This is a genomic window from Aeromonas sp. s12 (assembly GCF_040907925.1).
Classification (GTDB): domain Bacteria; phylum Pseudomonadota; class Gammaproteobacteria; order Enterobacterales; family Aeromonadaceae; genus Aeromonas; species Aeromonas veronii.
On sequence record NZ_JBFOCT010000025.1, the window covers coordinates 1 to 11,973 of the forward strand.

Annotated in this window: 10 protein-coding genes; 5 read left to right on the forward strand and 5 right to left on the reverse strand. The window is 60.8% G+C overall.

The genetic code is table 11. The features are described from left to right. The first annotated feature begins 412 nt into the window (after positions 1 to 412). Complete coding sequence (gene rapA / locus AB5Y67_RS12555) at positions 413 to 3,280, forward strand: RNA polymerase-associated protein RapA (RefSeq protein ID WP_150390192.1); 2,868 nt, start codon at positions 413 to 415, stop codon at positions 3,278 to 3,280. 36 nt (positions 3,281 to 3,316) lie between these two features. After that, on the forward strand, positions 3,317 to 3,973 hold the full coding sequence (rluA, locus tag AB5Y67_RS12560; RefSeq protein ID WP_150390191.1) for a bifunctional tRNA pseudouridine(32) synthase/23S rRNA pseudouridine(746) synthase RluA: 657 nt from the start codon (positions 3,317 to 3,319) through the stop codon (positions 3,971 to 3,973). Between the two features lie 60 nt (positions 3,974 to 4,033). On the opposite strand, the gene AB5Y67_RS12565 is transcribed toward rluA, so the two are convergent. The 5 genes from AB5Y67_RS12565 to treR all read right to left on the reverse strand — a co-directional run bounded on the left by AB5Y67_RS12565 (position 4,034) and on the right by treR (position 9,244). Then, positions 4,034 to 4,222: a hypothetical protein gene (locus AB5Y67_RS12565; RefSeq protein ID WP_005336040.1), complete on the reverse strand. Its 189-nt coding sequence runs from the start codon at positions 4,220 to 4,222 to the stop codon at positions 4,034 to 4,036. A gap of 120 nt (positions 4,223 to 4,342) precedes the next feature. Continuing rightward, positions 4,343 to 4,942: a sugar O-acetyltransferase gene (locus AB5Y67_RS12570; protein ID WP_064338864.1), complete on the reverse strand. Its 600-nt coding sequence runs from the start codon at positions 4,940 to 4,942 to the stop codon at positions 4,343 to 4,345. Between the two features lie 3 nt (positions 4,943 to 4,945). Beyond that, positions 4,946 to 6,607 carry an alpha,alpha-phosphotrehalase gene (gene treC, locus AB5Y67_RS12575; protein WP_064338865.1) on the reverse strand — a complete coding sequence of 554 codons (1,662 nt, stop codon included), beginning with the start codon at positions 6,605 to 6,607 and terminating at the stop codon, positions 4,946 to 4,948. Between the two features lie 66 nt (positions 6,608 to 6,673). After that, positions 6,674 to 8,104 (reverse strand): PTS trehalose transporter subunit IIBC, encoded by a 1,431-nt coding sequence (gene treB / locus AB5Y67_RS12580; protein WP_005336043.1) that lies wholly within the window; start codon positions 8,102 to 8,104, stop codon positions 6,674 to 6,676. Between the two features lie 192 nt (positions 8,105 to 8,296). Further along, positions 8,297 to 9,244 carry a trehalose operon repressor TreR gene (gene treR / locus AB5Y67_RS12585; protein WP_199428119.1) on the reverse strand — a complete coding sequence of 316 codons (948 nt, stop codon included), beginning with the start codon at positions 9,242 to 9,244 and terminating at the stop codon, positions 8,297 to 8,299. Between the two features lie 137 nt (positions 9,245 to 9,381). Here treR and AB5Y67_RS12590 point away from each other — a divergent pair, with 137 nt between their 5' ends. The 3 genes from AB5Y67_RS12590 to ansB all read left to right on the forward strand — a co-directional run bounded on the left by AB5Y67_RS12590 (position 9,382) and on the right by ansB (position 11,778). Continuing rightward, on the forward strand, positions 9,382 to 10,332 hold the full coding sequence (locus AB5Y67_RS12590) for an AEC family transporter (protein WP_005336047.1): 951 nt from the start codon (positions 9,382 to 9,384) through the stop codon (positions 10,330 to 10,332). 62 nt (positions 10,333 to 10,394) lie between these two features. After that, on the forward strand, positions 10,395 to 10,589 hold the full coding sequence (locus tag AB5Y67_RS12595) for a heavy-metal-associated domain-containing protein (protein ID WP_120416408.1): 195 nt from the start codon (positions 10,395 to 10,397) through the stop codon (positions 10,587 to 10,589). A 130-nt stretch (positions 10,590 to 10,719) separates the two neighbouring features. Further along, positions 10,720 to 11,778, forward strand: coding sequence for an L-asparaginase 2 (ansB, locus tag AB5Y67_RS12600; protein WP_005348754.1), 1,059 nt, complete (start codon positions 10,720 to 10,722; stop codon positions 11,776 to 11,778). Positions 11,779 to 11,973 lie beyond the last annotated feature (195 nt).

Here is an 11,973-nt window from a genome sequence, read left to right on the forward strand (position 1 = left end):
AGCGACGCAACAGTGTGTTGCTGCGGGAGTGGAATTCTACTCAACCGCCTTCTCGAGTCAAGCCTTATTTTCGAAGGCTTTTCGAGGTTACCGACTTGGCTTTCTGCGTTGCCGCTTGCCCTGTCGATGGAGGCGCATTATAGGGATCTGGATCACGCTTGCAAGGGTGTTTTCGAATTAAATTCGCATTTTTGGTTCAACCGTTCACTAATCACCCAAAAAGTGCATTTATCCTGCAATAACACACCCGTTTGACGAGCTCGCTATCCTCTAGATGGCGTGGCGGCGGGAGCAGATCAAGGTTGTGGCGATTTGGTCTCTCTACATCTATATGCATGGTGATCGAGGTCACGCCTTCGGGTAACATAGCGCCCCTTTGCGATTCACACACTCTTGGGCTTTGGAGAGTTTAATGCCTTTTGCACTTGGCCAGCGTTGGATTAGTGATACAGAGACGGATCTGGGGTTGGGGACTGTCGTTGCTGTTGAAGGACGCATGGTTACCCTGTTGTTTCCGGCTACCGGTGAAAACCGTATGTATGCCAAAGAAGAGGCGCCGGTCACCCGGGTCAGCTTCAATGTGGGCGATCAGATCACCAGTCACGAAGACTGGACCATGACGGTCGAAGAAGTGCAGGAGAAAAACGGCCTGCTTATATATGTAGGTGTTCGCACCGACAATGATGAGCCCGTTGCCCTCAAGGAAGTGTTTCTCAACAACTTTATCAAGTTCAACAAGCCGCAGGATCGCCTGTTCGCCGGTCAGATTGACCGGATGTCCCGCTTTACCCTGCGCTACGAGGCGTTGATCAACCAGCACCAGCGTCGTCGCAACCCGACTCGCGGTCTGGCCGGTGGCCGTGTCAGCCTGATCCCGCACCAGCTCTATATCGCCCATGAAGTAGGTCACCGCTACGCTCCGCGCGTACTGCTGGCCGATGAGGTAGGTCTGGGCAAAACCATCGAAGCGGGCATGGTCATTCATCAGCAGCTGCTCTCCGGCCGTGCTCATCGGGTGCTGATCCTGCTGCCCGAAACGCTCCAGCACCAGTGGCTGGTCGAGATGCTGCGCCGCTTCAACCTGCACTTCTCCCTGTTTGACGAGGAGCGCTGCATCGAGGCGTTTGCCGATGCGGAGAACCCCTTCGAGACCGAACAGCTGGTGATCTGCAGCCTCGACTTCCTGCGCAAGAAGCGTCGTCGCTTCGAGCAGGTGCTGGAGGCCGAGTGGGATCTGCTGGTTGTCGACGAAGCCCACCATCTGGAGTGGAGTGAAGAGGCGCCGAGCCGCGCCTACGAAATGGTGGAAGCGCTGGCCGAACAGGTGCCGGGCGTACTGCTGCTGACCGCGACTCCGGATCAGCTGGGCCACCAGAGCCACTTTGCCCGTCTGCGCCTGCTCGACCCGGAGCGTTTCTACGACTATGAGGCTTTCCTCGCCGAGGAGCAGGCCTATGGTCAGGTCGCCAGCGCAGCGCAGGAGCTGCTGGATGGCGAGACCCTGAGCGATGAAGCCAGACAGATCCTCGCCAGCCAGCTGGAAGGGCTGGATTTGAGCGATGCGACTGCCCGCCAGCAGGCAGTCGCCAAGCTGCTGGATCAGCATGGCACCGGCAGGGTGCTGTTCCGCAACAGCCGCGCCAATATTCAGGGCTTCCCCGAGCGTCACCTCAACGTCTACCCCATGCCGCTGCCGGAGCAGTACAAGACCGCCATCAAGGTGATGGGCATGATGGGTGGCAATGGTGGCGATCTGCAGACCCGCGCCCTGCGCTACCTCTACCCCGAGAAGATCTTCCAGCAGTTCGAAGGCGACAACGCCACCTGGACCCAGTTCGACCCCCGTGTCGAATGGTTGCTGGAGCTACTGCTCTCAGCTCGCCAGCAGAAGGTGCTGGTGATCTGCTCCGAAGCGGCGACCGCCATCGCACTGGAAGAGGCGCTGCGTACCCGTGAAGGGATCCGTGGTGCCGTGTTCCACGAAGGGATGTCGATCCTCGAGCGGGACAAGGCCTCCGCCTATTTCGCTCAGCAAGAGGGTGGCGCCCAGGTGCTGCTCTGCTCCGAGATCGGTTCAGAAGGGCGCAACTTCCAGTTTGCCAGCCATCTGGTGCTGTTCGATCTGCCCCTCAACCCGGATCTGCTGGAACAGCGGATCGGCCGACTGGATCGTATCGGTCAGCAGAATACCGTCGAGATCCACGTTCCCTATCTGGAAGGGACTGCCCAGCGCGCCCTGCAGCTCTGGTATCACGATGGTCTGGACGCGTTCGAGCAGACTTGCCCTACTGCCCGCCCGGTATTCGAAGCGGTACGTGAAGAGCTTTTCGAGCTGCTGGCCGCCAACACCGGCGATCAGGCAGCCCTCGACGCCCTGCTGGTCAAGACCCGCGAACTGCACGAGCCGCTCAAGGCCCGGCTGGAGCAGGGCCGCGATCGCCTGCTGGAGATCCACTCCAGCGGTGGCGCCGCCGCCCAGCAGCTGGTCGACAAGCTGGCCGCCGAAGATGACGACACTGGCATGATCTCCTTCGCTCTCAAGATGTTCGACGAGATCGGCGTCAATCAGGATGACCGTGGCGAGAACGCGCTGGTGCTGACCCCCGGGGATCACATGCTGGTCTCCAGCTTCCCGGGCTTGCCGCAAGATGGCATGACCATCACCTTCGATCGCAACACTGCCCTGTCGCGTGATGACATGTCGCTGCTCTCCTGGGATCACCCCATGATGCGCGGCGGTATCGACCTGATCTTGGGCTCCGAGATCGGTGCCACCTCGGTCGCACTGCTCAAGAACAAGGCACTGCCCATCGGCTCCATCCTGCTTGAGCTGATCTTCGTTGCCGAGTCTGCGGCCCATCCCCAGCTCTACCGCTTCATGCCGCCGACGCCGATCCGTCTGCTGATGGACAAGAACGGCCAGAATCTGGGTGAGAAAGTGGCGTTCGATGCCTTCAACCGCCAGCTGACGCCGGTCAATCGCCACCTCGGCAGCAAGCTCGTGACTGCATCCCAGCCGGTGATCCACGGTCTGATCGGCAAGGGCCAGGCAATTGCCGAAGAGCTGAAAGCCGGGATTGTCGACAAGGCCCGTGCCCAGATGGCGCAGACCCTGCAGCAGGATCTGGATCGTCTGGAAGCGCTCAAGGCAGTCAACCCGAACGTGCGCGACAGCGAGCTGGATTATCTGCGCAATCTGCAGGCAGAATTGCACCACCTGATCGATCAGACCCAACTCAAGCTGGATGCCATCCGCTTTATCGTGGTCACCCATAACTGATGGGGGCTTGCCCCCACCTTCTGATGCGAGACATTTATGTTTAAATACTCACCGCCTCTGGAACCCTGGCTCGATATCCTGTTCAAGGACAAGGACATCATGGTGGTCAACAAGCCCACTGGCCTGCTAAGCGTCCCCGGGCGCGGCCCCGAGAATGAAGACAGCGTCCTGCATCGGGTAAAACAGCAACACCCCAAGGCGGCGGCAGCTCATCGCCTCGACATGTCCACCACTGGCGTCATTGTCATTCCCCTCAATCCCAACTCTCATCGGGAGCTGAGCCGGCAATTTCGCGAGCGAGAGACCGAGAAGCACTACCTCGCCTGGGTGTGGGGTGAGCCGGAGGCAGAGTCGGGTCAGGTTGACCTGCCGCTCTGCGTCGACTGGCCCAACCGCCCGAAACAGAAAGTTGACCACGAAGAGGGGCGTCACGCCCTGACCCTGTGGGAAAAACTGAAAGTGGAGAACGGCAACAGCCTGATCAAGCTGACCCCCATCACAGGTCGCTCGCACCAGCTGCGCGTCCATATGCTGGAGCTGGGGCACCCGATCCTGGGTGACAACCTCTACGCCCATCCGGATGCGCTGGCGGCGGCGCCCCATCTCTACCTGCATGCGGCCATGCTGACCATCAGTCACCCCCGCAGTGGCGAGCGGATGACCTTCGAGGCGCCGGCTCCTTTCCCGGTCTGATCCCGCAAATCGCAGAGATAAAAAAGCCCCCATCGCAAGATGGGGGCTTTTTCATTAGGGTCAGACGCGAATATCGATCTTGCTTCCCAGAGAAGCGCTGGCCGATGTCGGTGCAACCGGCGCTGATTGCGCTGCGTTTTGCAGCAGCTTCAGCGCAGCTTCGCCCTCTTGGGTCTGCTGTTTCTTGGCCAGACTGGCCGTCATCAGAGCAGAACCAAACGACGCATTTGCAGAACTTGATATATCCATAGGGTTCCTCCTGCACTCAACAGTATCGACCAAGCGGCCCCGAACATAAGCACTGAATGCAAAACAATCTGAAAGTCGCTTTTCTATCAATCAGATAGCAATAGCATTCATGGTCCCTGTTCACCGCTGGATGACGCCTTCAAGCTCCTGTGCCGTCATCGGCCGAAGCACCTTGCAGGGGTTGCCAGCCGCCACCACGTTGGCGGGCACATTTTTGGTCACCACCGAACCGGCACCGATGACGCTGTTGTCACCGATGGTGACGCCGGGGCAGATGACGACGCTGCCGCCAATCCAGACGTTGTGACCGATCCGCACCGGCTTGCCAAACTCCACCCCCTTAATGCGTGGCGCCACCGCCACCGGGTGAGCGGCGGTGTAGATCTGCACCCCGGGCGCCAGCAGCACGTTGTCGCCGATGTGCACCTCGCAGACGTCGAGGATGGTGCAGCCCACGTTGGCGTAGAAGTTCTCGCCGACGAAGATATTGGCGCCATAGTCGCAGAAGAACGGCGGATTGATGGCACACTCCTGGCCGCGGCCACCGAGCAGCTCATGAAGCAAAGCATCCCGCGCCGGTTTCTCCTGCCAGCTGGTGTTGAAGGAGTGATAGAGCCTTCGGCAGCGCTCACGTGCCGCTTTGAGCTCGGGAGCGCCCGCGTCATAGGGCTCCCCCGCCACCATCTTCTGCCACTCGGTACCGCGCACCACTTTCGTCATCGCCTACTCCATCAGCCAGATCAGGGATTCATAAGGGCGCAACATACCCGATTGCGGTTGGGCCGGGCTATCGGGGTAGTTGCCGAGCAGCAGGCGACCTTGAGCGCTTTGCAGCTCGGCAGGCAAGGCAAACTCCACCGGCTCGCCATAGAAGTTGCTCACCACCAGCAGGGTCTGACCGTTGGCGCGACGGGCATAGGCCCAGATCTGCGGGTGCCCGGTCAGCAGCTCCTGATAATCCCCCAGAGTGAAGATGGGGTGCGCCTTACGAAGGGCGATAAGATCCCGATAGTGCCAGAACACCGAGTTCTGGTCGGCCAGCGCCGCCTCGGCATTGATCTCGGGGTAGTTGGCGGCAGGCTTGAGCCAGGGCGTCCCGCTGGTGAAACCGGCGTTGGGGGCGGCACTCCACTGCATCGGCGTGCGCGAGTTGTCACGGGACTTGGTGCCGAGAATGGCGAGGATCTCGGCCTCGTTCATCCCTTCCGCCTGCTTGATGGCGAAGATGTTGCGGCTCTCCACATCCTGATAGTCATCGATGCGCTGATAGCCGGGGTTGGTCATGCCGATCTCCTCCCCCTGATAGATGTAGGGGGTACCTTGCAAACCGTGCAGAGTGCTGGCCAGCATCTTGGCGGCCACGACTCTATGCTCGCCCTCGTCACCGAAGCGGGAGACGATGCGCGGCTGGTCGTGGTTGCACCAGAACAGCGCCGACCACCCCTTGCCGTGCATGCCGCACTGCCAGTGGTTGAAGATGCGCTTGAGTTCGAGGAAATCGAACGGTGCCTTGGTCCACTTGTCGCCGTTGGGGTAATCCACCTTGAGGTGATGGAAGTTGAACACCATGGAGAGCTCGGAGCCATCGAGGGCGCCATAGCGCTGGCAGTGCTCCAGCGAAGTAGAGGACATCTCCCCCACCGTCATGGCCCCCACCGGGGCGAAGACGTCGCGGCTAACATCCTGCAGGAATTCGTGGATGCGCGGCCCGTCGGTATAGAAGCAGCGGCCATCGCCAATCTCGTCGTTCGGGAACGCCTGATCCTTGGAGATAAGGTTGATGACGTCGAGTCGGAACCCGTCCACCCCCTTCTTCGCCCAGAAGTGGATGATGTTTTTGACCTCGGCGCGCACCGCCGGATTTTCCCAGTTGAGATCCGCCTGCTCGCGGGCAAACAGGTGCAGGTAGTACTGACCGGTTGCTGAGTCCAGCTCCCAGGCGCTGCCACCAAACTTGGATTGCCAGTTGTTGGGCACACCGCCATCCACCGGATCGCGCCAGATGTAGTAGTCGCGGTAGGGGCTGTTTTTATCCCCCAGCGCCGACTTGAACCAGGCGTGCTCAGTGGAAGTGTGGTTGACCACGATATCCATCACGATGCGGATGTCGCGCGCGTGGGCGGCGGCCAGCAGCGCCTCGAAATCATCCATGGTGCCGTAGGCGGGGTCGATGGCAAGGTAGTCGGCGATGTCGTAGCCGTTGTCCACCTGCGGAGAAACATAAACCGGGGTCAGCCAGAGGGCATCGACGCCCAAGGTCTTGAGATAGTCGAGGCGGGCCATGATCCCCTTGAGGTCGCCGGTGCCACGGGCAGCGGAATCCTGAAAGCTCTTGGGGTAAATCTGGTAAATCACGGCACTCTGCCACCAGGGTGTTTGGCTCATGGGTCTTTCTCTTGTCTCGAATAGAAAATGGAGAGGGCGACCCGCGGGTCGCCCTGATAATCAGTGTCAGGCGCTGGCTTGGGCCAACTTGCCAGCGGCTTGCTGGCGCTTGTAGACCAGCAGGGTCAGCACCACAGGCACCACGATGGCGACCAGCATGGCGATGGCGAACACCGCCCAGTATTGCGGCTGGATGGAGAGGATGCCCGGCAGGCCGCCTACCCCGATGCCGTTGGCCATCACCCCGGCGAAACCGCAGATGAGGGCGGCAAGGCTGGAGCCCACCATGGCGCACAGCATGGGGAACTTGTACTTGAGGTTGATACCGTACATGGCCGGTTCGGTCACCCCGAGGTAGGCGGAGATGGCGGCAGGTACCGAGATCTCCCGTTCGTTCTCCTTGCGGCTAATCAGAATGATGCCGACGACCGCAGACGCCTGAGCGATGTTGGAGAGGGCGATCAGCGGCCAGATCGGGGTGCCCCCCATGCTCTGCATCAGCTGCAGATCCACTGCGTTGGTGGTGTGGTGGATACCGGTGATGACCAGCGGTGCGTAGAGGAAACCGAACAGGGCTGCGCCGATGGGAGCAAAGGAGCCGGTCATGGCGGCCTTGGCAGCGAAACCAACGCCATCACCAATCCAGCGGCCGAACGGGCCGATAAAGGCGTGGGCCACGATCACTGCCAGCAGCAGCGAGACAAACGGCACAATCACCAGATAGAGGTAAGCCGGAATGATCCGCTTGAGGTTGGTCTCAACCCAGGCGAGGAAGACACCCGCCAGCAGCGCCGGAATGACCTGGGCCTGATAACCCACCTTCTGGATCACGAACAGGCCGAAGTCCCACACCTCCGGGGTCTGCTGACCGATGCCGTAGGCGTTCATCAACTGCGGCGACACCAGCGTCACCCCCAGCACGATACCCAAGATCTCGGAGCCGCCCATCTTCTTAACTGCAGACCAGCAGACACCTACCGGCAGGAAGTGGAAAATCGCCTCGCCCAGCAGCCAAAGGAAGGCGTGTACCTGAGCCCAGAACTGGCTGATCTCGGTGAGGGTGTGAGTGCCATCGTCAAACATCTTGATGTCGCCGATGACGTTGCGAAAGCCCAGGATCAGACCGCCGGTGATGATGGCAGGCAGCAACGGTACGAAGATCTCCGCCAGATGGGAGATGCCCCGCTCCAGCGGGTTCATGTTCTGGCGAGCCGCCTGCTTGGCGGTCTCCTTGCTGCCACCGCTGACGCCGAGCTGCTCGGTCAGCGCCTTGTACCACTGCTCTACCTCGTTGCCGATCACCACCTGGAACTGACCGCCCTGGGTGAAGCTTCCCTTCACCGCCGGGATGGTTTCGATGGCCTTGCTGTCGGCCTTGGCCGGATCGTTCAGGACGAAGCGCAACCGGGTCAGGCAGTGGCTGACAGTGGCGATGTTCTCCTTGCCGCCGATCTTGTCGATCAGGGTGGCAAGCTGCTGTGCGTTGATCTTGGACATGGGTCTTCCCTCTGTGACGCCATTGAATAGTGGTCTGTATCGCCCTTTTGAGCCAGTCTGTCGGCCGGAGCGTTTTTGGTATCGTTCCCATTTAGCATGCCGACAATCTTGCCAGATCGAAATGGGAACGTTCCCAATTCGTGGCCAGCATCACAAAAAGCGTACTTTTTGTTCAGTCCGGAGTGATGGGGCTCACAGGGTTCGACAGGGGGCGATTGTCACCAGCGGAGGCTGATCCTGCTCAATCTGGCCGAGCAGCTGACGCGCCGCCTGCTCCCCCGCCCCTTTGTAACCAAGATCGAGACTGAGGGCGTTTGGGAAGAGGAAGCTGAGCATGGGGTTGTTGCCAAGGCCGGTCACCAGCACCTCGCTACGCCCTTGTTCTTGCAGATATTTTGCCGCACCGATGGCGAGGGTGTCGCTGGCGCAGACCAGCGCCTGGGTGGAGGGCGTCAGCAGCTCGGCCGCCAGCCGGTAGCCGCTCTGCAGGCTGAGATCACCGAGGGCACTGCGCGGGCGCAACCCCTGCTCTGCGCAGTAAGCGAGATAAGCATCTAGGCGGCGCTGGCCGGTGGTGAGATCCGAGGCATCCACCCCCAGATAGGCGATGTCGCGGGCGCCACGGCTGGCCAGCTGCGCCAGCATGGTGCGCACCGCACCGGCGTCGTCAAAGCAGACCGAGGAGAAACCGGGATATTCACGGGCGACCAGCACCAGCTTCTCTTTCTGCGGCGCCATGGCGGCATAGTCCAAGTCATTGAAGGCGAACAGGATAATGCCATCCACCCCGCGCCGCTCCAGCACCGCCAGATGCTCCTGTACCTTGGCGGGGGAGAACTTGCTCTCCATCAGCACAGCATCGTAGCCACGCTGGTAGAGGGTCTCCAGCATGCCGCGCACCGCCTGATTCTCCGAGCTGGAGTCGAGCCGCGAGACGATGATCCCCACCACCTGCTGGCTCTGGCTGCGCATGGCCCGCGCCGACTTGCTCGGCACGAAGCCGTGCTCGGCGATGATCTGCTCCACCCGCTCGCGGGTCTCCTGCTTCACCTTGGGATCCTGATTGAGCACCCGGGAGACGGTCGACTTGCCGACGCCGCTCAGTCTGGCGATATCGAGGATGGTCAGTTTCTTGTCCATGAATTGGCTCACAGGAGGCTAGGCGGTTGAATTGCCCACATTGTTGTGATTAACCCCTGTGAATACAAGCCCATGGCGTTAGAATGCCCTTTTTGCCCCGCCGTCAGGGTGTGTGGGCACTGCACAGGATGCCCATCATGGATCTGCTGGCCAGTCTGCTCTTCTCCCTCTCCATCACAGGCCCCATCTGCGTGGTGCTGCTGCTCGGCATCTTGCTCAAGCGGCTGGGGCTGCTGCCGGATCCCTTTACCGAATCCGCCTCGCGACTGGTGTTTCAGGTCACCCTGCCCGCTCTGCTCTTTCTCAGTATTCTGGGTACCAACTTCGCCACCATGCCGAGCCTCTGGTTTATCGGCTATGGCCTGCTCGCCACCGTTATCAGCTATCTGGTGCTGGAGCTGCTGGCCGGACGTTTTATCGGGGAGCAGCGGCTGCGCGGCATCTTCGTGCAGGGGAGCTTTCGCGGCAACAGCGCCATTATCGGGCTCGCCTATGTGCAAAACGCCTACGGCCACGAGGGGTTGGGGGCGGCGGCCTTCTATGTCGGCGCGGTGACCGTGCTCTACAACATTCTCGCGGTGATCACCCTCACCCGCAGTCTCGGCGGTGCCACCGGCATTCGCCCCATTCTGCTCGGCATCATCAAGAATCCGTTGATCATCGCCATTGTGGCGGCGCTGCCCTTTACCCTGCTCGGTATCAAGATGCCGCAACTGCTGCTCACCACCGGCAGCTACTTCGCCAACATGACGTTGCCGCTGGCGCTGCTCTGCACCGGCGCCTCTCTCAGCCTCGATGCCCTGCGTGGTGGTGCAGCCATTGCGGGCTGGGCCAGCATCATGCGGCTCTGTCTCATTCCGGCTGCGTTCACTCTGGGGGCGGCCCTGCTCGGCTTCAGCCATCTGGAGCTGGGCATTCTGTTTCTCATCAGCGCTACCCCGACTGCCGCCGCCAGCTATGTGATGACCCGTGCCATGGGGGGCGACAGCGTGCTGGCAGCGAACATCATCGCCACCACCACCCTAGGTTCGCTGGTCACTACCAGCCTTGGGGCAACCCTGATGAACTATCTGGGTCTTATGTACTGACGGCTTGACCTTGCCGGAGGCGGCAGCTTTAGGCTGGCGCTCATCAACAGAGGAGATATCCCATGACCATCGAACTCACCGTGTCCGGCATGTCCTGCGGTGGCTGCGCCGCCAGTCTGCAAAAAGTGCTGCTGGCCCAGCCTGCGGTCACCACCGCAACCGTCGATTTCGCCAGCAGCAAGGCCGTCATCGAGAGCGATCTGAGCAAGGCCGAGCTGATCGCCCTGATCGAAGCCAAGGGTTTCTCTGCGAGTTAAATTATCTCCATAGAGGTATAAAACAGGTTAAAAATCTGTACTCACCTGTCTTTTGGTGAGTTTTATCACAGACCCGGGTTATTAAACGGGCAAACTTGCTGCAATTATTCCAACCATAAGGATTTGCAGCATGACCCTACCGATCCGCAAGACCCTGCTCGCCGCCGTCGTTGGCCTGACCCTCTCCCCCATGGCAATGGCCCTGCCCAACGTCCATATTCTGGCAACCGGCGGCACCATTGCTGGGGCAGGCCAGTCGGCTACCCAGTCCAACTACGAGGCTGGCAAGGTAGCCATCGAGACGCTGATCGCCGCCGTGCCCGAGATGAAGAACGTCGCTGACGTGCAGGGTGAGCAGGTGGTGAAGATCGGCTCCCAGGACATGAACGACGAGGTGTGGCTCAAGCTGGCCAAGCGGGTCAACGAGCTGCTGGCCAAGGATGACGTGGATGGCATTGTCATTACCCACGGCACCGACACCATGGAAGAGACCGCCTACTTCCTCAATCTGACCGTCAAGAGCGACAAGCCGGTGGTACTGGTTGGCGCCATGCGCCCCTCCACCGCCATGAGTGCTGATGGCCCGCTCAACCTCTACAACGCCGTGGTGACCGCCTCCGACCCCGCCTCCAAGGGCCGTGGCGTCATGGTGGCGATGAACGACACAGTGCTCGATGCCCGCGACGTCACCAAGACCAACACCACAGGCGTGCAGACCTTTGCCTCCCCCAACTTTGGCCCGCTCGGTTACATCCACAACGGCAAGATCGACTATCAGCGCAGCCCGGCCCGTCTGCACACCAGCAAGACGCCGTTTGACGTGAGCAAGCTCGACAAGCTGCCGCAAGTGGGCATCGTCTACAGCTACGCCAACGCCACCGACTTGCCGGCCAAGGCGATGGTGGATGCCAAGTTCGACGGCATCGTCAGCGCCGGGGTGGGCAACGGCAACCTCTATCACACCCTGTTCGACACCCTGGCCAAGGCGAGCAAGGATGGCATCCGCGTCGTACGCTCCGCCCGCGTGCCGACCGGCGCCACCACCCTGGATGCCGAGATCGATGATGCCAAGTACGGCTTCGTGGCCTCCGGCACTCTCAACCCGCAGAAGGCGCGGGTGCTGCTGATGCTCTCCCTGACCCAGAGCAAGGATCCGGCCCAGATCCAGCGCTGGTTCCAGCAGTTCTGATAACGGTTGTCTGACAAGTGATAAGCAAGGGCGGGACTTCCCGCCCTTTTCCCTCCTGCAATGCTGCCTCGCCCATTACGCCGTTTGGCGGGCCCCCCCCTCCCTTTTCCGGCCATCTTTTTCAGCCATCCCAGAGCGCTGTCATCAAATTAGCGAGCCGGATCACCCGCTTTCACAAGCGCATCGCCGCCAAAT